At 70.6% G+C, this 20,062-nt stretch carries 24 protein-coding genes and 1 pseudogene; 2 read left to right on the top strand and 23 right to left on the bottom strand.

Annotated features, from left to right (window positions below; all coding sequences use genetic code 11):
* Positions 1–6: 6 nt before the first annotated feature.
* The 16 genes and pseudogenes from ccmE to ACFPN9_RS18260 form a co-directional block, all read right to left on the bottom strand.
* Positions 7–537, bottom strand: a complete 531-nt coding sequence (ccmE, locus tag ACFPN9_RS18335) for a cytochrome c maturation protein CcmE (protein WP_066725935.1) — start codon at positions 535–537, stop codon at positions 7–9.
* Complete coding sequence (gene ccmI, locus ACFPN9_RS18330; RefSeq protein WP_066725932.1) at positions 534–1,634, bottom strand: c-type cytochrome biogenesis protein CcmI; 1,101 nt, start codon at positions 1,632–1,634, stop codon at positions 534–536. Before ccmI ends, ccmE begins: the two co-directional genes overlap by 4 nt.
* A gap of 76 nt (positions 1,635–1,710) precedes the next feature.
* Positions 1,711–3,081 (bottom strand): sensor histidine kinase, encoded by a 1,371-nt coding sequence (locus ACFPN9_RS18325; protein ID WP_377817409.1) that lies wholly within the window; start codon positions 3,079–3,081, stop codon positions 1,711–1,713.
* A gap of 9 nt (positions 3,082–3,090) precedes the next feature.
* A complete protein-coding gene (locus ACFPN9_RS18320; RefSeq protein ID WP_066725926.1) occupies positions 3,091–3,759 on the bottom strand; it encodes a response regulator transcription factor in 669 nt (222 codons plus the stop codon).
* Positions 3,760–3,801: 42 nt separating this feature from the next.
* A complete protein-coding gene (locus tag ACFPN9_RS18315; protein WP_066725923.1) occupies positions 3,802–4,122 on the bottom strand; it encodes a PepSY domain-containing protein in 321 nt (106 codons plus the stop codon).
* Between the two features lie 56 nt (positions 4,123–4,178).
* Positions 4,179–8,095, bottom strand: a pseudogene (locus tag ACFPN9_RS18310) (baseplate multidomain protein megatron).
* On the bottom strand, positions 8,095–8,538 hold the full coding sequence (locus ACFPN9_RS18305) for an NlpC/P60 family protein (RefSeq protein ID WP_066725920.1): 444 nt from the start codon (positions 8,536–8,538) through the stop codon (positions 8,095–8,097). The pseudogene ACFPN9_RS18310 and the gene ACFPN9_RS18305 overlap by 1 nt, the downstream one beginning before the upstream one ends.
* The gene (locus ACFPN9_RS18300) at positions 8,535–9,416 is read right to left on the bottom strand and encodes a DUF2163 domain-containing protein (RefSeq protein ID WP_066725917.1); all 882 of its coding nucleotides are present in this window, start codon (positions 9,414–9,416) and stop codon (positions 8,535–8,537) included. Before ACFPN9_RS18300 ends, ACFPN9_RS18305 begins: the two co-directional genes overlap by 4 nt.
* Positions 9,417–9,428: 12 nt before the next feature.
* On the bottom strand, positions 9,429–10,067 hold the full coding sequence (locus tag ACFPN9_RS18295; protein WP_066725914.1) for a DUF2460 domain-containing protein: 639 nt from the start codon (positions 10,065–10,067) through the stop codon (positions 9,429–9,431).
* Between the two features lie 11 nt (positions 10,068–10,078).
* Positions 10,079–10,672, bottom strand: a complete 594-nt coding sequence (locus tag ACFPN9_RS18290; protein WP_066725911.1) for a phage tail tape measure protein — start codon at positions 10,670–10,672, stop codon at positions 10,079–10,081.
* Between the two features lie 36 nt (positions 10,673–10,708).
* Positions 10,709–10,912, bottom strand: coding sequence for a phage tail assembly chaperone (locus tag ACFPN9_RS18285; RefSeq protein ID WP_066725908.1), 204 nt, complete (start codon positions 10,910–10,912; stop codon positions 10,709–10,711).
* On the bottom strand, positions 10,909–11,277 hold the full coding sequence (locus ACFPN9_RS18280; RefSeq protein ID WP_066725905.1) for a gene transfer agent family protein: 369 nt from the start codon (positions 11,275–11,277) through the stop codon (positions 10,909–10,911). The genes ACFPN9_RS18285 and ACFPN9_RS18280 overlap by 4 nt, the downstream gene beginning before the upstream one ends.
* 11 nt (positions 11,278–11,288) lie before the next feature.
* The gene (locus ACFPN9_RS18275) at positions 11,289–11,699 is read right to left on the bottom strand and encodes a phage major tail protein, TP901-1 family (RefSeq protein ID WP_066725903.1); all 411 of its coding nucleotides are present in this window, start codon (positions 11,697–11,699) and stop codon (positions 11,289–11,291) included.
* 30 nt (positions 11,700–11,729) lie between these two features.
* Complete coding sequence (locus ACFPN9_RS18270; protein ID WP_066725900.1) at positions 11,730–12,140, bottom strand: DUF3168 domain-containing protein; 411 nt, start codon at positions 12,138–12,140, stop codon at positions 11,730–11,732.
* Positions 12,137–12,481 (bottom strand): phage head closure protein, encoded by a 345-nt coding sequence (locus tag ACFPN9_RS18265; RefSeq protein ID WP_066725897.1) that lies wholly within the window; start codon positions 12,479–12,481, stop codon positions 12,137–12,139. The genes ACFPN9_RS18270 and ACFPN9_RS18265 overlap by 4 nt, the downstream gene beginning before the upstream one ends.
* A 3-nt stretch (positions 12,482–12,484) precedes the next feature.
* Positions 12,485–13,054 (bottom strand): head-tail connector protein, encoded by a 570-nt coding sequence (locus ACFPN9_RS18260; RefSeq protein ID WP_066725894.1) that lies wholly within the window; start codon positions 13,052–13,054, stop codon positions 12,485–12,487.
* Positions 13,055–13,125: 71 nt separating this feature from the next.
* Between ACFPN9_RS18260 and ACFPN9_RS18255 the strand changes: the two genes are divergently transcribed.
* Together ACFPN9_RS18255 and ACFPN9_RS18250 are read left to right on the top strand one after the other, a co-directional pair.
* On the top strand, positions 13,126–13,896 hold the full coding sequence (locus tag ACFPN9_RS18255) for a S1 family peptidase (protein WP_066725892.1): 771 nt from the start codon (positions 13,126–13,128) through the stop codon (positions 13,894–13,896).
* Between the two features lie 66 nt (positions 13,897–13,962).
* A complete protein-coding gene (locus tag ACFPN9_RS18250) occupies positions 13,963–14,802 on the top strand; it encodes a S1 family peptidase (RefSeq protein ID WP_066726034.1) in 840 nt (279 codons plus the stop codon).
* A gap of 33 nt (positions 14,803–14,835) precedes the next feature.
* On the opposite strand, the gene ACFPN9_RS18245 is transcribed toward ACFPN9_RS18250, so the two are convergent.
* From ACFPN9_RS18245 to ACFPN9_RS18215, 7 genes are all read right to left on the bottom strand, one after another.
* A complete protein-coding gene (locus tag ACFPN9_RS18245; protein ID WP_066726032.1) occupies positions 14,836–16,080 on the bottom strand; it encodes a phage major capsid protein in 1,245 nt (414 codons plus the stop codon).
* A 26-nt stretch (positions 16,081–16,106) separates the two neighbouring features.
* Positions 16,107–16,643, bottom strand: a complete 537-nt coding sequence (locus tag ACFPN9_RS18240) for an HK97 family phage prohead protease (RefSeq protein WP_082735297.1) — start codon at positions 16,641–16,643, stop codon at positions 16,107–16,109.
* Positions 16,640–16,822: a hypothetical protein gene (locus ACFPN9_RS18235; protein WP_066725890.1), complete on the bottom strand. Its 183-nt coding sequence runs from the start codon at positions 16,820–16,822 to the stop codon at positions 16,640–16,642. The genes ACFPN9_RS18240 and ACFPN9_RS18235 overlap by 4 nt, the downstream gene beginning before the upstream one ends.
* Positions 16,819–17,019 carry a hypothetical protein gene (locus ACFPN9_RS18230; RefSeq protein ID WP_069054486.1) on the bottom strand — a complete coding sequence of 67 codons (201 nt, stop codon included), beginning with the start codon at positions 17,017–17,019 and terminating at the stop codon, positions 16,819–16,821. Before ACFPN9_RS18230 ends, ACFPN9_RS18235 begins: the two co-directional genes overlap by 4 nt.
* Positions 17,020–17,023: 4 nt before the next feature.
* A complete protein-coding gene (locus ACFPN9_RS18225; protein WP_082735311.1) occupies positions 17,024–18,199 on the bottom strand; it encodes a phage portal protein in 1,176 nt (391 codons plus the stop codon).
* Positions 18,200–18,328: 129 nt separating this feature from the next.
* Entirely contained in the window at positions 18,329–19,633 is a 1,305-nt protein-coding gene (locus tag ACFPN9_RS18220; protein WP_465247895.1) for a DNA-packaging protein, read from the bottom strand.
* On the bottom strand, positions 19,575–19,970 hold the full coding sequence (locus ACFPN9_RS18215) for a hypothetical protein (RefSeq protein ID WP_066725887.1): 396 nt from the start codon (positions 19,968–19,970) through the stop codon (positions 19,575–19,577). Before ACFPN9_RS18215 ends, ACFPN9_RS18220 begins: the two co-directional genes overlap by 59 nt.
* Between the last annotated feature and the right edge of the window lie 92 nt (positions 19,971–20,062).

Raw genomic sequence — 20,062 nt, 5'->3', positions numbered from 1 at the left:
AACGCCTCATGGTGCAGCCTTGGGAGCCGGTTTCGACGACGCGGCCGGCGCAGCGGGATCGCCGGGCTGCCAGTGTCCTTGCTTCTTCAGCGCGTCCGCGACCTCGCGGGGCATGTAGTTTTCGTCATGCTTGGCGAGGACGGAGTCGGCGCGGAACTGGCTGCCGCCCTGGAACACGCCCTCCGTCACCACGCCCTGCCCTTCGCGGAAGAGATCGGGCAGGAGGCCCTCATAGCTGACCTTGATGACCGTGCGGCTGTCGGTGATCGAGAAGGCGACGCGCTGGCCCGGGCCGCGAACGACTGAGCCCTGCTCGACCAGCCCGCCCAGGCGCATGCGGGTGCCCGGCGCCACGCTCTTCTCCGCGATCTCGCTCGGGCCGTAGAAGAACACGATGGTGTCGCGCAGCGCGAACAGCACGAGGCCAGCCGCCAGAAACAGCACCGCACCGGCCGCCCCGATCAGCATCAGGCGCCGCTGCTTGCGGGTATAGCGCCGCTTCGCGGCGAGCGGCCGCGCAGGCTCGACCGTGGTCATGGCGCGGCCTCCTTCAGGGCCAGTTCCTCCGCCAGCGCATCGAGCGCAGCCGGTGCCGCGGCCTCCTGCGCCAACCGCGCACGCGCCAGAACAAGCGACTGGCGTGCAGCGGCTTTGTCGCCGAGAACGACCTGCGAGCGGATCAGGCGAGTCCAGTCCGACAGCGAACCGCCGCCCGTCTGCAGCCGTGCCGCGAGCCCTTCGACCATGCCCCGAATCGCCGCTTGCTGTTCGGCGGGCGCGAGCGCGGCGACTCCCCCGGCCTTCTCGGCCTCGAGCCGGGCCAGACGTTGCCGCACCGCCTGTGCCCAGGGGGCGTCGGCAGGCGCTTCCGCCAAGAGCGTGCGCAACGCTTCGGCAGCGCCCGTGGCGTTGCCATCCTGCTCCTGGCCGATCGCGAGGAAGAAGCGGGCACGCGGGTTCTTCGGGTCGAGGCGCAGGGCGTCCGTGAAGCTCGCGCGTGCCGCCGCCGTGACGACGCCGCCTGCCGACAGCGTGCGCGCCTCACCGAGCCCGGCATGGGCCTCGGGGCTCGCCTCGCCATGGCGGATCGCCTGAGCAAAGGCTGTCGCCGCATCCTCATAGCGGCCCTGGCGCAGATAGACCGGCGCGACCACGGACCAGCCCTTTCCATCGGACGGATTGGCGGCGAGATGGGTTTCGATGCGGGTGAGAGCGAGCGCGAAATCCTGCCGCGACGGGTCGGCCTGGAGGCGGGCGGCGAGCGGCTGGTCCGGCTGACCGGGCGAGCCATAAGCTCCGTAGACGAGAAGGGCGAGCAGCGGCACGCAGGACAGGGCAAGCGCCGAGCTGGCGCGGCGACGGCGCAGCGATGATTCGGTGACCCCTTCCGGCCCACTGTCGTCACCTGCCGCGCGCAGCAGGCGGCGCGCGGCTTCCGCGCGGGCGGCATCGGCCTCGGCCGGGCCGATCAGGCTGCGCGCGAGGTCACGGTCGATCTCGCCCAGCTGCGAGCGATAGAGGCTGCGGGCGTCGGCGCCATCCGCAAAAGCCAGCGCCCGGCCACGTCCAAGGGGCCAGAGCAGGGCGAATATCGCCGCCCCCGTCATGATCGCGAAGATGATCCAGATCAGCATGCCACGCTCATAGCCAAAACCGGCGTCGGCTTCATGCCCGAAGATGGCGACATAGGGTCACGCAGACCAGGCATGTTCAGACCGAGGGAAGCACGAGGCGGGCGCGCAGGCCGCCCAGCGGCGAGCGCTCGAGCGCGAGTTCCCCGCCATAGAGCTTCGCCAGATCGACCACGATGGAGAGTCCCAGCCCGGAGCCGGGTGTCGCCTCGTCCAGACGGCGGCCACGCTTGAGCACATCGGCCAGCGCCTCTTCAGGCAGGCCCGGCCCGTCATCGTCGATGAGCAGGGCGATCCGCTCCACGCCATCCGGTCGGTCGAGCGCTACAGTCACCTTCGCCTTCGCCCATTTGAAGGCGTTGTCGAGCAGGTTGCCCAGCATCTCCTCCAGATCCTGCCGATCGCCACGGAAGCGCACCGATGCCGGAACCGTATGGCTCCCGACAATCGCGCGCCCCTGGGCGATCTTTGCAAAAGTCCGGATCAGGGCGTCCAGCGAAGGCGCGACCTCCGTCACGCCGCCCAGCGCGCCGGACAGGGCTGCAGCCCGCGCCCGGTCGAGATAGTACTGCACTTGGTCGCGCATCACTGCAGCCTGGGTCCGCACGGTCTGCGGCAGGTTGGCGTCGCCGGCCTCGGCCTCGTTGAGCATCACGCTGAGCGGCGTCTTCAGCGCGTGGGCGAGATTGCCGACCTGCGTCCGAGCACGGTCGAGAATTTCGTGATTGGCGTCGATGAGGAGATTGAGCTCGCCCGCGAGTGGCGCGAGATCCGGAGGATAGGTGCCGATGATGCGCGGCGCCTCACCTGTCCGAACCATCCCGACCGCGGCGCCGAGACGCTTCAGAGGGCGCAGGCCGTAGCGCACCTGGACGATGGAGGAGGCCACGAGGGCGAGGCCGAGCAGCACGAAGGTCATTGTCAGGGCTAGGCGGAAATCGCGGATATCGGCGTCGATCTCGTCGGAGGGGGCCGCGACGGCGACGGTGAAGCGGCCGTCCTCGCCGACATCGATCTCGCGTTCGAGGATGCGCAGGTTCCGGTCGTCCGGGCCGGAGATGTAGCTCTCCCGCAGCCCGCGGGCATTGGGGGCGATCGGCTGATCGAGGAGCTTCGGCAGCTGTCCGCCGACCAGGGAGCGCGAGGCGCGGATGCTGGGCCTTTCACCGTCGAGACGGATAATCTGCCAGTACCAGCCGGACAGCGGCAGGTCGAAGCGCGGCTCGCCGAGATCGCCGATCGCCTGCCGTTCGGTCTCGGGCGGAGCCGCAAGATCCGCGATCAGTTCCTTGATGTAGACGCTGAGCCGTTCGTCGAAACCACGTTCGGCCGAGCGCCGATAGAAGGTCGTCAGGCCGAAGCCGGCCAGCATCAGCACCAGAGCGCAGCAGATTGCCGCCGAGATGAAGAGCCGCGCGCCCAGCGAGTAGCGATGCGAGCGGAGCGGCATCGGCGGGGATCAGACCTTCTCGGGCGCCGCTGCGATATAGCCCAGCCCGCGAACGGTCTCGATCACCTCGACGCCGAGCTTCTTGCGCAGCCGTCCGACGAAGACCTCGATGGTGTTGGAGTCGCGGTCGAAATCCTGGTCGTAGAGGTGCTCGACCAGTTCGGTGCGCGACACCACGCGGCCCTGATGATGCATGAGATAGGCGAGCAGCCGGTATTCGTGCGAGGTCAGCTTGACCGGGTTGCCGTCGACGACGACGCGGCTGGCGCGGGTGTCGAGACGCACCGGCCCGCAGACCAGTTCGGAGGTCGCGTGACCGGCGGCGCGGCGCAGCAGGGCGCGGACGCGAGCCAGCAGTTCCTCGACGTGGAAAGGCTTGGTGACGTAGTCGTCGGCGCCGGCGTCGAAGCCGCCGACCTTGTCGCTCCAGCGGTCGCGCGCGGTCAGGATCAGCACCGGCATGGTCTTGCCGGCGCGGCGCCAGCCCTGCAGCACGGCGACACCGTCGACCTTCGGCAGACCAAGATCGAGGATCACGGCATCATAGGGCTCGGTCTCGCCGAGATAGAGCCCCTCCTCACCATCGAAGGCCTTGTCGACGGCGTAGCCGGCATTCTCCAGCGCGGTGACGATCTGGCGGTTGAGGTCCTTGTCGTCCTCGACGACGAGCAGTCTCACGGCGGGACATCTCCTGTTGGGGCGGGCCGCGAAGACGCGGTCTCAGCGAATGGTGCCGACCTTGCCCGATTGGCCTTCGAGCGTCACCCTGGCAACCCGGCCGTCACGCTTGAGCGTGGTCACAACGTAAACGTAATCGTCACCCTGGCGACAGAGGCGGATGCGGACGACCTCGCCCGGCGCCGCCTGCCGTGCGTGGCGCGAGGCCTGCGCGGGCTGGATAACCCTGCCATCCGCCACCGCGTCACGCGTCTCGTCGGCGGACAGGCAGGCGATCGGCTCCGGATTGTCGATCATCACGATCGGCAAGGGCGGCGCCAGCAGGGACAGGGCGATGACGGTTTCGAAGGGCATGGTCGACATCGGCTAATCCTGCACGCGTGAACACGCCATGAATGCTCCGGACCGTCGCGAGTATGTCAGCGCACGGGCAGACGTCCAAGGTATTCGTGCCCCCTGCCCGCCACGGCGCTCATCTGGGCGATCACGATCTCGATCTCGGACTGTGATGCGCCGAAATCGGCCAGTTCCGAGGCCGTGGGATAAAGCCAGGCGGCCTCCTGCGTCGTCGCGCGCCGGCGTTCGATGCCGTCTTGCTTCACGGAGATCTCCCAGCGCTCGGCCTCCTCGCCTAACGGGACGTCGACCAGATCCCAGGAATCGCCGTCGATGCGCGTCCGCCGGATCCACGAGAAGCGGATGCCGTCGGCCTCTCGGCGCGCCTGCGGATGGACAGGCGCCAGGGGCAAAAGGGTAGCAGCACTCGCCGCGGCCGTGACCTCGACCACCGTCGCATCGGCGATATCGCGCTGAACCGGTCCGATGCGGTAGCGCCGCACGATCCCGAGATCGGCGAGATCGTCCGTGAGGGTCACAGCCGCACCGTCGAGCACAACGACCCGCGAGCCCGTCGGCAGGCTGCGCGCGGCGGCCGCTTCGGAACCGCCCAGCCCGCGCATCAGGCCGGAGAGCCTGAACCGGCCAGGCCCGATCAGCTCGACCTGCGACGCCGTGACGATTTCGACCACGCCTGCTGCATCGAGCAGGGCGAGCGCATTCGCGCCCGCCAGTGCCGCCTCGGGCGAGACGGAAGCGAGAACGCCGCCGCGCAGGCGCAGCTCCAGAACGGCGTGGCGGTCGCTGCGCCAGAGCGGTCCCGGCGGCAGGACCGTCAGGGTCTCGCCGACGATCGACGGTGCCTCGATCAGCCGCAGAAGCGCGAATGATCCTGCGTCATCGGCCTGCCAGACAGCGAGCGCGCCCGGCCAGGGCGAGGCATAGGCGGCGAGTGAAAGCAGCGGCGGCGGCTGGGTCCGCACGATCGGCAGCGCGAGCGGGATCGCGAGAGGCCGGCCCGGCAGGGCCGGCGCGCTGCGCGGCGGACGCGGGAGGCTGGGGACCGCAGCGCTGCGATAGATCGCGGGCTCGACCGCCCTCGCGCTGACGCGGCGCGTCGCACCGTCCTCGATGCGCGTCAGGCGGAACAGCCTCTCTTCCTCCTCGACCACGAGCACCACGACGTCGCCGGGCTCGAGGTCGAGCCGATCGGGCGACAGTTCCAGATCGAGCGTTTCCCGGCCGGCCCAGATCTCCTGCAGGCGACGGTCCGCCAGGCGCTGGCCCTCCGCCGCGCGGGTGACGATCGGCGTCTCCATGCCGAGTTCGCGCCGCGCCGCACCGGCCAGCCGCCGGGACAGGACCGCCGCCGTCCGGTAGTCGCTCTCGCCGTCGATGAAACCCAGCCGCAGTTCGAGCGGCAATTCGCTCTCCTGCGCCCGGCGCAGCGCGTAGGGCGGCCCTCCCGATCGAGCACGAGATCGTCGTGGCCCAGCACACGCGCCACGGTGCCGCCGCGGCCGCGGACAACGAGCCGGCCGCCGCTCATGGTCGCGTCGAAGCCGAAGGCCTGCGCGAGCGGCTCCAGCGCCTGCCGCGCCGAGAGCGGTCGCTCCAGCACATAACCGTCGACGAAGCCATCGACGGCGATTTCGTCGGCCGCAGGCAGGCCGAAATCGGCCAGGATGCGCCGCAGCAAACGATCGACCGGCGCGCCCTCGATGCGGCCGTTGAGCCAGTGGCCGGTGTCGTGGGCGGCACCGTCGGCCCAGATCCCGCCGAGATCGGGGAAGGCTGGAAACGGCCGCGCATCGTAGCTCCAGACGAAGATGTTGGCGGGGTCGACCATCCGGATGCCGCTGATCGGGTGCACCGGATTGCGATGCCCCTCGAAGCCGGCGCGCGCCGGGTCGAAACCCGAGAGGATGGCCTCGAGCCCGCGCGCTTGGACGAGATCGTCGCGCGCTCCGCTGGAAAAGGGCGGCACGCCGCCTTCCGTCGATTTCGCATCGGGAAAGACGTTGGGCGCATTGGCCCCCTTGTCGACCGCCGGAATGCCGGTCTCGGTCAGCCAGATCGGCTTGGCACCGGGAACGAAAGACGTCGCCCCAGTCTCGATCCCGCCGACCCGTTCGACATGCGGCTGCGTCCACCAGCCGACCAGATCCTTGGGCCGAAAGACCCAGGGCTTGCCATAGGCGCCGTCCTCGATCGGCACGCGCGTCTGGTCGGCCCGGCCGGCGTCGTCGGCATAGAACCAGTCATAGGCCTCGCCCGAGCCGAGGCGCGCGCGAAGATGGGCGAGGTCAGCAGGCCCGGATGCGATCGCCGCGTCGGCATGGGCAGCGCCGTCGCGCCAATCGGACAGGGGCGGGTAATAGTCGATCCCGATCGCGCCGATAGCCGGGGAAGCCCAGAGCGGATCGAGCGGAAAGGTGACATCATCGCCCGCATTGCGGACATGCGCCCCGTATTCCGTCCAGTCCGCCGCATAGGTCAGAGTCGCGGCTGGCAGAATGGATGCGACCTCGGCAGCGAGATCGACGAGCCCGTCGACCATGGGGTAGCCGGCCGCGCCCCGGATACGGGTCAGGCCCGGCATCTCCGAGCCCAGCACGAAGGCTGAGACGCCACCGGCGACCTGCGCCAGCCGGGCGTAGTGCAGGACGAAGCGCCGGTAACTCCACTCGCCGGGGCGGGCGCAGACCACGCTCTCGCCCTCGGCCGTCACATCCGCTGCGGTGACGGTCCCGAGAAAGGTCTCGACCTGCGCCGCGGCTGCGGCCGTCCCGTCCGGACTGCCCGCTGTTTCGGGCGCCGGAAAGCAGGTGATCCGACCTCGCCACGGATAATACGGCTGCCCCGCTGTGCCGGACACCGGGTCCGGAAGGGCGTTGCCGGCGGGAACATCCATCATGAGGAAGGGGTAGAGCACGACCTCGAGGCCATAATCGTCGCGCAGCCGCCGGATCAGCCGGATCACGCCATCGTCCGAGGGCGTTCCGCCGAACGCTGGTCGTCCATCAGCTTCGCTGACGACGCGCGCCCCGGCCCGGTCGAGGCCCGCCACGGTCCATTCGGCCCCGACCGTGGGTTTGTGGGCGATCTCGACGCGGGGCGCAAGCGTGCATTCGCCCACTCTGAGATCATCGCCGAACCAGGCCACGACGAGGGAAACGCGTCGCAGGTTCGGGCAGAGCGCGATCAGATGGGCGATGGCGGTGTCGACATCGGCCCCGCCATAGAGCTGGTGGCGCGTGAGGCTCTCGCTGACGCCGGGCTCGGGCTCGTGGCTGACGGCGCGCATGTCGTAGACGAATTCGCCCGCGCCGGGGATCAGCGTCACCGCCCGGATCATCTGGCCCAGCCCCTCGACCGGCCGGACGACCTCGAAGGAGAATTGCGGAACCCGGTTGCCGTAATCGGCGAGCGGAAAGCGCTCGAAGACGACATAGGCGAGGCCGCGATAGGCCGGCGTCTCGCCGGCCTCCTTGGCGGCGATCAGCGGGTCGGGCTCCTGGGCCTCGTCACCCTGGTGGACCCGCATGGCGACGGTGGCGACGTCGAGTTCGCGCCCGTCGACCCAGATCCGGCGGACGAAGGCGATCGGCCCCTCGCACAGCCCGATGGCGAGATTCGCGTAGTAGCTATAGGTCGTCTCGACGGTCTTCTGCTTGGGGCTGCCTTTCCCGCCCGTCTTGCTGCGCGTCACCGAGACCTTGATCTCCTCCTCGAAGCGCGTGGCCCAGATCAGCTGCCCGCCGATCCGGGCCCGTCCATAGACGCGCGGGATCGCGGCGCCCTCGCTGGAGGCCAGCCCACTGATCTCGCTCAAGCGCGGCCCCTCGACGCGGCGCGTCCCGGCCGAGCCGCCGAGAAGCGATTGGTCGATGACGGCGCCGGCGATGCCGCCCACCGCCTGGCCGATCGCGGCCCCGAAAGGTCCACCCAGCGCTGCGCCGAGCGCATTGCCGGCGACCTGGAGAAGGAGAGTCGCCATCAGTCGGTCACTCCCGGAAAGGAAAAGGCATGGCTGAGATGCCGCCGCCACCAGCGCGTGAGGGCGACTTCAGCGACCTGCGCACCGTCATGGGCGTGGATGATGCGGTCCGGCGCAGCGAGGATCGCGCAATGGCGTGCCGGCAGATGGCTGCGCCATCGGAACAGCAGCACATCGCCGGGCCGTTCCTGCCCGGGCGCGACCGGCACGAGGTGGCGCAGCGCGGCCGCGGCGAGCATCTCCGCGCCCAGCCCCTCGCACCCCTCCGGCGTATAGGGCGGCGGTGTCTCGGGCTCGGGTCCGCAGAGATCGCGCCAGACGCCGCGCACCAGCCCGAGGCAATCGCAGCCGACACCGCGCAGCGAAGCCTGGTGATGATAGGGCGTGCCGATCCAGTTCCGTGCGGCTTCGACGATCGCGGGCCGTTCGAGCGGCGCGCTCATCGGAACAGGCTCCCGCCGTCGAGGGCGCCGTCGCCCGGCCGCACGCCGCCGATGATGAAATCGTTGCCTGGAATATGGGGGAAGCCCCGGAAGTTCACGCCATTGCCGAACCGCCCCCGGCAGGTGGCGAAGCTCTTGTCGCAGCCGGGGGAGACGTGAAAGGCGTCGCCCGTCTCGATCCGCGAAGGCGGCGCCTGCCAGAGCTGAAGCGAAGCGGCGTCGCCATTGGCGCCATGGCGCATCACCTCTGTGACAAAACCGGTGTTCGCGCCCGCCGTGAAGACGAGCCGCCCTCCGGTGAAATGGCCGTCGGCAAAGCCGGCCAGCGCCGCGGCTGTGAAGCCGAGACGACCGTCCATCGAATTGACCACCGCAGGCGTCGGCAGGATCGTCAGGCCGCAGCGCGCATCGCCGAGATCGGCCGAGCAGGAGCGCGTGTAGAGCCGGCCCCGCTCCTCGTCGAAGGCCTTGGCGAGCCCCCTCACCTCTGCCGTGAAGGCGCTGTCGCTCCGCCGGACCTCGCCGACGAAGCCGGTCTCCAGCAGGAGGCGCTGGGCCGGCTCGGCCCAGTTGACGAGCCAGATGGCGACCCGGGCGTCGTCATAGAGCCCGCGGGCCAGATCGCCCTCGTTCAGCCCGGTGGCCGCGAAGGCGCCGGCAACCTCGCCTCCGCCGACCACGAACCCCAGTTCGGCCGCGGTCTCCGCGGCTTCCAGCCCCGTCTCGGCGGCGAAGGTCACGCCGTCGAAGGCAAGGCTCGTGTCGTGATCGGTGAAGCCGAGCACCACGCCGTCGCGACGGGTCAGGCTCCAGCAGCGGCACAGGGTCGTCGCGCCCTGGGCGAGATGCTCCGCCAGGGCCTCGGGAATGTCGCGCATGACAGGCTCGCTTCAGGGAACGATTTCGACGATGGGGATGCGCGGGATCTCGCCGGCCTCGAAGGCCGAGAGATCGACCTCGATCGCATCGGTGTCGAAGCGCACCGGCACGTCGAAGAGGAAGCCCGCGGTCACAGAGGCACCCGGCGGCGGCGCGTGACCGCTGGCGAAGGTCACGAGACCGGTCGCGGCGTCGCAGGTGACATGGGCCGGATCGACGACCACGCCGGCGACCGCCACCAGAACCTCGTCGGCGACAGGCTTGGTGATCGTCCTGCGATAGGTCGCGATGCCGCTGCCATAATGCTTGCACAGCGGAAAGCTGCGGGTGACGCCGTCGCCGGTGCCGATGGCCTGGTCCGTCGCAGCCGGCGTGGCGGAAGGTGCGCAGCTCTTCCAGTCGAGCGGATCGCGCCAGCGGAAGCCGTAAAGGCGGCCGCGCCTCTCCTCGAAAAAGGCGACGACTTCGGCGAGCGCATCGAGCGTTCGGATTCCGAAACCGGCATCGTAGCGCCTTCGCGAATGGGCCCAGCGGCTGTTGCGTCTCTCCCGCCCAGAGGCCAGCGCGACGATCTGGGTCAGCCGCTCGGGCCCGCCCCGGGCCCCGCGCGCAATGGTGGTCGGAAAGCGGATCTCGTGAAAATCGCTCATCGCCGTCTCCGTCACAGCGCGCGGCTGCCGCGCGCCACCGCCCGTGCGATGGCGGCGGAAAGCTGCGCCTCGGAGCGGCGGAAACTGTCGGCGTCGGGCGTCGAGACCTGGACGACGACGTTGAGCGGCCGCCGCGCCTCGCCGGAGGAGCGCACGCCCAGCTTTCCGTCGGCCCCCCGGCTCAGCGGCAGGATCGCCTCAGCCCCGCGCTCGCCCATCAGGCCGAGGCCGCGCCCGAGCGGGAAATAGGCCGGCGAGGCGATGACCCCTCCGTCGGCGAAGGGCGCGACGGGGGCGCTCGCCGCCGCGCCACCGACATTGAATCCGCCAAAGGCGCCAGCGAGGCCCTTCAGTCCGCTGCCCAGCAGGTTCGACAGGCTGCTCTGGAGCGGCTTGAGCGCCGATTTGAGCAGGCTCTCCGTGATGGATCGCCCGACGCTGCGCAGCACCTCGTCGAAGCGCTTGCCCTCGACGATGCCCTTGGCGAAGGCATTGGTGATCGATTTCCCGAAGCTGGCGGCCGATTTGTCGAGGCTCTGCGTCAGCGAGCCCAGGGTCCGCAGGTCGGACAGGCGGGAGGAGAGGTCGATCTCGTCATCGGCCATGATGGACCTTTCGGGATGGAGGGGTGGCGAATCCGGTCAGGCGTCGGGATGGGCCGCCATCAGCGCCAGAAGAGCGTCGCGCGCCGGGGCTCCGGTGTCTTCGCCGTAGCGGTGGGCGCGCATGGCGGCGGCGATCTCGCGCGGAGTCGCGGCCCAGAAGATATCGGGCGGCCAGCCGAGACGGCCGAGCCCGAAGGCCATGATCTCGGCCCAGGGAAAGGGCGCCGCCGGCGGCGTCAGCCCACCGGCGGCGCCGGAGGGGGGATTTTGGCCTCCAAGGGCGGAGGGCCGCCTGCGGCGTCGCCGAAAGTCGCCTCGAGCAAAGCGATCGCCGCATGGATGGCGCCGTTGAGCCCGCCGTCGAAGGCCATCTCCCTGACCTCATCCTCGCCGAACGAGCTGCCGGCGCCACGCAGCCCCGCCGCCAGGATGCGTGAAACGTCGCGCGCCGAGAGCCGCCCCGTCGCGAAGCGCTCACCGAGCGCGGGAAGGCTATCGACCGCGAAGGCCTGCTCGAGCTCGGCGAGCGCGCCCAGCGTCAGCCGCATCGGCAGCGCTCGCCCCTCGACCATCAGGGCCGTTTCGCCCCGGTACCGGTTGACCACCGCCGCTCTCCTCACAGTGCCGCAAAGGCGAGCTGGCCGGCGGATTCGAGCGAGAGATCGAAGGTGACCTCGCCGGCATGGTCGCCGCGATATTCGAGGCTCGACAGTTGGAACGGGCCCGTGACGGTGCCGAAATCCGGCACCACGACCTGCCAGATGCGGATGGCCCCGTCGAAGAAGATCTGACGCACGAGCGCGTCCGAGGCATCGTCCTTGAAGATCCCCGCCCCGCTGATCGCGGCCCGGCGCATGCCGGCGCCGGCCAGAAGCTCGCGCCAGCGTCCGGCGGATTCCGAATGGGTCACGTCGACCGCCTCGGCGTTGAACGCGATCTGCCGGGCGCGCAGCCCCGCGACGGTCACGAACACGCCCCCTGCGTCCGCCGCCTTGAGCAGCAGATCCTTGCCCTTCTGTGCCGACATCCGGCCCTCCATCGTCCTGTCCGGTTGAAGTCAGAGCGCTTCCGTCACGGCCCGGAACCGGAGCGCGACGAAAGCGAGGCCGGTGGCGCCGTCCCGCGCCAGGCGGCTGGAGCGCCAGCGCAAATTGACGAGGCGATGCCCGACCAGTGCCGGTGTCGCTTCATCGAGGACGGTCGCAATGCGGGCCGCCGCTTCTAGCGCCAGCCGCGCGGAGCCGCTCTCGCCCGCCCAGACGGTCAGGCCGAAATCCTGCTCGCAGCCGCGTTCGGTCCCGGTCGACCAGTCGCGGGCCTCGACCTCGCCATGCACGACATAGACGCCGGTCGCGCCCCGCGGCGCCTCGTCATGGATGCGGCCCGGACCGATGAGGGCGATGAGGCCCGTGTCGGCCTCGAGCGCAGCCTGCACTGCCGCTCGCAGCGGAAGGATCGCATCGCTCATGGACCGATCTCCCGCACCAGGCAGACGAGACGTCGCCGGTCGCCATCAGGGTCGGCGACGGCACGGATGTCGTAGAGATGGTTGCCGTCGCGCAGGCGCTGGCCCGCATCGACGCCGGCGCGCCAGCGCAGCGTGACGCGGTGGGTCGCGCTCTGTTCGGGCCTCCCGCGACGCCATTGCTCGGCCCCCGAGAGCCATTCGACCTGTGCCCAGAGAGCGGCCACGGTCGTGAAAGCCTGGGTCTTGCCCCCCAGCCCGTCGGCGTTCGCAACCGGCGCTTCGAGAACGAGCCTCCGCCGCAGCGCGCCGACATCGCTGCCGTGCGGATGATGGGACGCCATGGCTCAGAGCCTCGCGCGGCGGAAGGGCGCGATCAGCGCCATGATTTCGGTCGGCAGAGCCTCGGCATCGCGGCCGACGACGTCGCCGCGGTGCTCGAACCAGCGCGCCGCCAGCCGCAGCACCGCCTGGCGCAGCAGCGCGGGCACGGACTGGGCATTGGGCCCGAAGCCGGCGACGACATCGATCTCGATCGCGCCGCGCAGCCGGCCGATCTCGGGCACCTCTCCCACGACGTGCAGCACCGGCGGGTCTGAGGCCCGGTCGAGTTGCAGGGCACTGGCGACGACCGGCTGCGGCGCACCCAGGGCGTCATAGACGCGGGCGGCGGTGAGCGTGCCGACGGGCGAGAGCGGCAGACGGATCTCGCCGCTGTCCGGCCAGCGATCGAGCACGATCCGCCAGCTCTGGTCGACCAGGAGGCGTCCCGAGGTGGCCTCGACCATCAATCTGGCGGCCGTGATCAGGGTCGCGACGAGATCGTCCTCCTCCGTCTGGTCGAGCCGCAGGAAGGCGCGGGCTTCCGCCAGCGAGACCGGCTCCTGGGCCGGCGGGGTCAGGGCAATCGGCGTCATGGTCGCTCCGATGCGGGGTTCAATTGCAAGGGGCGACGCGCTATCGAGCCCTTCCTAGCTGGAGGAGCGCGATGCGCGTCGGATTTCTGATCGGGCTCGGCATGCTCGCCGGCACTCTGGCGGCCGCGCCGGCGGCGGCCGTCGTCGGCGGCCGCGAAGGGGGGCCGTTGGCGAGCTCGACCCTGATGGTTCTCAATGCCCGGGGTGGCGTCTGCACCGGCATCGTCCTGTCGCCGCGCAGCGTGCTGACGGCCGCCCATTGCGCTGCGGGGGGGACCGAACTGCGGATCCACTGGAAGGAGGGCGGCGGCGAGCCCGTCCTGCTGGCGCCGGCCGCCGTCGTTCTACATCCGGAATTCCGGTCGGACGCCGTCGCGGCGCGCCAGCGCTCGATCGATCTCGCTCTGCTGCGTCTGGCGCAGCCGCTGCCCGGCCGATTCGCGGCGGCAACGCTGCTGGACGGCGCCCCGCCCCGCGCCGGCAACGCCATCGACCTCGCCGGTTACGGCGTGTCGCGCGAGGGCGAGGCGCGCAGCACCGGCATCTATCGCTCCGCGACGCTCGCCGTGGTCGAGCCCTATGGGCCGGGCCGCATCCTGCTCTGGGCCGCGGACGCCGCCGGCGCGGGCAAGCGCAGCGGGCCGGGCGCCTGCCAGGGAGACTCGGGCGGGCCCATGGTCTCGGGCGACGGCGTGGTCGCCGTCACGAGCTGGTCGACCGGCCCGTCGGGCCGCAGTTGCGGTCTCCTCAGCCAAGGCGTCCTCGTGGCGCCGCAACGCGGCTGGATCGACGGGACGCTGGCGCGCTGGTCTGACAGGGCGATCTGGAGACCGTCCCGCTGAGGGAAAAGCTGGACTGGCGCTCGCCAGTCCCTAGATTGAAGGATGTTCGTCCATCCGGTCCGCCTCATGACAACGCGCCGCCTCACCTTTGCTCTCGCCACCGCGCTGCTCGCGGGCAGCACGCCCGCGCTCGCAGTCATCGGTGGCATCGCCTCGCAGGATGTGCGGGGCGCGCGGGCCTCGACCCTGCGGATCGAAACCAGCCGCGGCGAACTCTGCTCCGGCGCGGCGATCGCGCCCGAGCTGGTGCTGACGGCGGCGCATTGCCTGATGGGCGGCGGTTCGGTCAGCGTGGTGAGCCTCGATCCCAATTTCCGCCCGCGCCGCCATGCCGTTCTGGCTGTGATGCCCCATCCCAGCTTCGTGCCGGGCACGACGCCACGCACCCAGCCGGGCGCCGATCTCGCGATGCTGCGCCTGTCTGCCCCCCTCCCGTCCGATATCCAGCCCGTCACGCTCGGCGGCGGCCTGTGGCAGGGCGAGGTCGTGACCATGGCGGGCTTCGGCCTCTCGGTCGAAACCAACAAGAAGACGGCGCGACGCCTGCGCGAGACGCGGCTGGTCAACGCCGGCAACTACACGACGCAGAACACCGTCAAAGTGGCCGTCGACCCCGAGGCCAGGGGCGAGACGCCCGGTGCCGGCGCCTGCCGCGGGGATTCCGGCGGGCCGGTCCTGCGCGGCGAGATCCGCTCGCGCGATCTCGTGGGCATCGTCAGCTGGTCGAGCGGTCCGCTGAATACGCGCGAGCGACGCATCTGCGGCGGCTTCACCGCGATCACGCCGATCAGCGAGCACCGGGCCTGGATCACGGAGTCCGCGGCTAGGCTGCTCACGCTCGGGACCAACCAGCGTCTGGCCGAGCAGCCTGCGCCGTCCGGCTACAGTTGGTGGCCGATGCGCTGAGGGCGGAGCCCGCCCCCAGCCAGCGGTACGGGCTCAGGCGGCGAACCGCAGCCCCTTGATCGCCGCGAAGTCCTGCACGCCGCCACCGACCCGTTTGGTCGTGTAGAACAGCACATAGGGCTTGGCGGAATAGGGATCGCGCAGGATGCGCACGCCGGCGCGATCGACGACGAGATAGCCCCGGCGGAAGTCACCGAAGGCCAGCGCGAGCGCATTGTTGGCGATGTCGGGCATGGTCTCCGCCTCGACGAGCGGGAAGCCCATCAGCGTCGCGGGCGCGCCGATCGAGGCCGGCGGCTGCCAGAGATACTGGCCCGTCGAGTCCTTGAACTTGCGGACCTGCGCCTGCGTCTTGCGGTTCATCACGAAGGACGCGTTCTGGCGGTAGCCGGCCTTCAGCGCATAGACGAGATCGACCAGGATGTCGGACGGGTTGGCCGTGGCGAAGGCGCCGGCGACGCCGGTGTTGAGGACGCCGATGCTGCCCCAGTTCCAGCTCGCTTCCGCGACCATGGGATAGGCGAGGAAGCCCTTGGGCTTGTCGATGCCGTCGCCGCTGACGAAGGCCGCCCCCTCCTGCTCGGCGAAGGCGCTCTCGACCTCTTCGGCGATCCACTGGTCGATGTTGACGATGGCGTCGTCGAGCAGGGTCTGCGTCGCCGCCGGCATGGCGTAGAGTTCCATCGCCGGGAAGGAGAGCTCCGCCAGGGTGGGCGAGCCGGTCTGCGGGCGCGCCGCGCTCTCGCCGACCCAACCGGAAGCCGGCCCGGTAGTCGAGAACGCCTTCTTGTAGGTGCCGGACGAGATCGTCCGCACCGTCGCCAGGGCGCGGATCGGCGAGGCGGTCGAAAGCCGCCGCAGAATCTCGCTCTCGACGCTGGAGGGGGCGAGATAGCCGCCGTCCGGCCCCGAGCCGGCCGAGAGCGCCTTGGCCTCGAGCCGCTTGAGGCCGCTCGCCTCGCCGCTGCGGACATAGGCCGCGAAGGCGGCCTTGTGCTCGCCGACCAGCGGATCGCGCGGCTCGTCGCGCCCGAGCGCCGGGCGGCTGCGGTCCAGCGTCATCCGGTCGATGCGGCGCATCGTCTCGTCGAGGGCGGCGTCGATGCGCGCCATCTTCTCCTCGGTCAGCGGATCGACGCCGTGGCGGCTTTCGATCTGCGCGAGGCGCTCGTCATTGCTGACGCGGTAGCTCTCCAGCGTGTAGCGCAGATCGTCGAAGGCCAGCGACAGATCGGCGCCGGCGGCCTTGCTCTCGGGAGCGTGGTTGACAGTGGTCATGGTCTCTCCTTCGGGGAAAAGCAGTTTCAGGCGTGAGCGAAGGCGGCGTGAGAGGACCGCTGCGCGGGGCGCAGCGCCTTGACGGCGGAGATCCGGGCCTGCGGCAGCATCGGGAAGGTGACGATCGAGATCTCCCAGAGGTCGATCCGCTCCAGCCGGCGCAGGCCGCTGCGCGGCTCGGTGCGGGCGCGCTCCGAACGGAAGCCGATCGAGAGCCCATCCACCGCGCCTTCGCGCATCAGGGCGTGGATCTCCCGGGCACGGGCGACCGCCAGCGAGAGCTGGCCCCTGACGAAGAGCCCGCGCGAATCCTCGGTGAGCGCGATCCAGCGGCCGATCGGCTCGGCCGGATCATGCTGCCAGAGCAGCTTGACGCCCGCAGGCCCCCGCCGCGCCAGGCTCTCGCGAAAGGCGCCGCGCTCGACGATGTCCTTGCCGAGATCGGCGATGCCGAAGAGGCTGGCATAGCCCTCGAACAGCCCGTCGAGGCCGATGCGCGCCGGCGGCAGCGGCAGGAACTTGCACTCGCGGTCGCAGGGGCCGGCAGGAGCGCGCGCCCTCATCGCGCCCGCTCCCCGGCCTTGCCGACGCGACCCGCACCGCCTTCCAGCCGCGCCAGATGGCGCAGGAAGCGGCCGAAGGCCTCGGTGTTGGCCGGCCCGCGCGCCGGCTGCCGCGGCGGGCTGCGGCCCGGGCCGGAGGCTTTCGGCGGGGCGGGCTTATGGTCTGCGGAACGCGTCATGGCTGGTCCCCCTCGTGACGGGCGTTGAAGCGGTTGAGTTCGCGCACGAAGTCGTCGAAGCGGCGGTTGGCGGCGGAGAGCTCGCGCATCACGAACCAGGCTGCGGCCGAGGCCGTCGCAGCCCAGAGCAGGAGGCCGAGATGGCCGACATCGGCGCGCCCGACGAAGGCGGTGACGATCTGGTCGAGCAAGTTCACGGGCTCACCCCTCCCCCTCCGGCGCCCGGCCGTAGCCGACCGCCTCGCGCTTCTCGTCCTCGCTGAGGAAGGTCGCCGCGCCGAGCCGGCGCCAGAGCGATTCCCGCTCCTCGGCCAAGGCCTCGATCGCGTCGAGATCGGGCTCGAGCGAGAGATCGCCGCCGAAGGCCGGCCCGAGCCATTGCGCCAGCGACTGCGCGGTGCGCCGCACCAGCGGGATCGCGGTCTGACGCCAGAAGGCGCGGTTGGCCTCGGCGAAATTGGCATGGGTGTTGTCGCCGGGCAGGCCGAGCAGCAGCGGCGGCACGCCGAAGGCGAGCGCGATCTCCCGCGCCGCGACGCCCTTGGCCGCGACGAAATCGAGTTCGGCCGGCGTCAGCGAGAGCGGCTTCCAGTCGAGCCCGCCTTCGAGCAGCAGGGGCCGGCCGGCATTGCGGGCGCCCTGGAAGCTGTCTTCAAGCTCGGCTTTCAGCCGCTCGAACTGCGCGTCGGTCAGGCTCGCCCCGTCGGGCCCATCATAGACCAGCGCACCGGAGGGCCGGGCCGCATTGTCGAGCAGGCCCTTGTGCCAGGCGCTGGCGGCGTTGTGGATGTCGAGCGAGCAGGCGGCGGCCTCGATCGGCGAGAGGCCGTAATGGTCGTCGACCGGATGGAACAGGGTGAGATGCAGGATCGGCGGAACGACGCCCTCGTCCTGCCGGAAGCGGATGGTGTCGCCGCCGACCGTGTAGTCATAGGCTTCCGGCCAGCCATCGCGGCCGGGCACGACCTTCATCCGGTCAGGCCGCAGCGCATAGAGTTCGCGCGGCTCGGCCCCCGTGCCGGCGGCCTCGACATAGGCGTTGCCGGCGACCAGCAGATGCCCGAACAGCATCTCGCGAAAGGCGATGCCGCCCTGGCGCGGATTGGGCCGGTCGATCAGCGCGAGCGCCGGATGCTCGGGCCTTTCCCGATCACCGATCTTGGCGATCAGCGGCGTCTGCGCCGCCGCCTCGGCGATCAGCCGGACGCAGCGATGCACGACCGGGTTGCGCTCATAGCCCTCGCGGGCGAGCGCCGCATAGTCGCGCGGCGTCCAGACCGGACGACCGGCCTCGTGCAGCGCGATCAGCGGCCCGACTCGCGAGCGCTTGCGTTCCGGCGCGGCGAAGCCGCGCAGGTGGCGAAGGAGATGGAGCATGGAGGTCTCGCTGTTGAAGTGGTCCGTCATTGCGAGCACAGCGAAGCAATCCAGAACGGCAGCGCTCGACGGCCCCTGGATTGCTTCGCTGTGCTCGCAATGACGGCGCGCCGCCCGAGAATGACGGGCCTAAATCCCCCTCACCCGCGGCCGGCCCTTGGGGCCGAGCATCAGATGGGTCAGCGCCCAGACGAGCGCGTCGAGCCGGTCGGGCGAGCGGCCGGAGCTGAGGCCGCCGGGGCCGAAATCGCACATCTCGTCTTCGAGCGCGGGAAAGGCGCCGGCATGGCGCACCCGCCCCTGCGCATAGAGCGCCGCCACAGGCTCGGCCCGCAGATATTTGCCGCGCGTCGCCCTGACCGCGCTGACCGGCACGCCGGCATCGACCTCGCGGATGACCGCGGTCGCCATCTCGCCGCCCTGGTTGACCTCGACGACGAGCGCATCGGCCTCGAAGCGCCGGTAGAGCGCGACCGCCTTGGCCGCCCATTCATGCGGGCGGGCACCCGCCACCGTCCCATCCTCCAGCACATGGCCGAGGCCGTCTCCGTCGAGGCCGGCGACCACCAGCCCGCAGGAATCGGCGCGGGCCGAGGACGAGGCCGGCGGATCGACCGCGACCACGATCCGCGCCAGAGCCGGCGCCTCCCGCTCCCGGCACTCCTCGATCATCGCCCGCGTCCAGAGCGCATCCGCGCTTTCCTCGACCAGTTCGCCGTCGAGTTCCTGCCGGCCGAGCCGCGTGCCGCCATAGCTGAGCGTCACGCTGCGGATGAAATCGGCCGCGAGGTTGAAGCGGTTGGCGCTCGTCGCGGCGCGGCTGACGGCCACTTCGGGATCCGCCAGCAGCCGCTTGATCAGCGGCACGGGGCGCGGCGTCGTGGTGACGATCTGGCGCGGCCGGTCGCCGAGGCGTAAGCCGAATTGCAGCATGTCCCAGGTCTCCTGAAGGTTCGGCCATTTCGCCAGTTCGTCGGACCAGGCGGCGCCGAATTGCGGGCCGCGCAGCCCTTCCGGATCTTCCGCCGAGAACACCTGGGCGATCGCGCCATTGGGCCATTCGAGCCGCCGCCGCGAGGGATACCAGCTCGGCCGCTCCCAGCGGGTGTGGATCGCAAGCAGTCCGGAGACGCCCTCGATCATCACGTCGCGGACCTGGCCTTGCGTCTCGCCGACCAGCGCGATCCGTTCTGTCGCAGCCGGCGCATAAGGCTCCTGCCCCAGCGCCATGCCCTTGACCCATTCGGCGCCGGTGCGGGTCTTGCCCGCGCCCCGCCCGCCAAGCACCAGCCAGACACCCCGGAGCGGGGGTGGCGGCGGCATCTGGTCCGGCCGCGCCCAGATCGTCCATTCGACGATCAGAACCTCGTATTCGTCAGGCGTCGCCGTCGACAGGAGTTGCCGCAACAGCGGGATTCGTCTCTCCGGCGGCAAGGACTTCAAGACGTCGTGCAAGCTCCTTTCGGAGCTCGGCGACGTGGCGCAGTCCGGCGGCGGGCGAGAGTTCATCGTTGGATCTGTCCTCCCGGCCGGGCGACGCCGCGTCGAGCGCCACCAGTTCGCGCACCGTGCGGGCCAGCACCGCGAGCGCCTTCGCCTCGGATTCGCTGGCGGCTGCGCCCTTCGGCAGTTCGTCGAGCCGCGCCTCATGCGCGTCGAGCTGGCGCTGCGCCGCGCGCCAGAGCCGCGTCACCACGGCCTTGCGGGCCACGGACAGACGCTTGCCCTTCGCGACCGGCAAAGCCGGCGCGTCTTCCTCGGGATCGGACATGGGTAAAACCTCGCAGGGCCGGACATGCGAAAGCCGCCGGCGGATGGGCGCGGCGGCTTGGGCGTCAGTCACACTTCGTGAGCGTTCCTGAT

The organism is Allobosea massiliensis (assembly GCF_042655245.1).
GTDB classification, from domain to species: Bacteria; Pseudomonadota; Alphaproteobacteria; order Rhizobiales; family Beijerinckiaceae; genus Allobosea; species Allobosea massiliensis.
The sequence above is the reverse complement of the archived record's forward strand: the minus strand, read 5'-3'. Positions and strand labels throughout refer to the sequence as shown.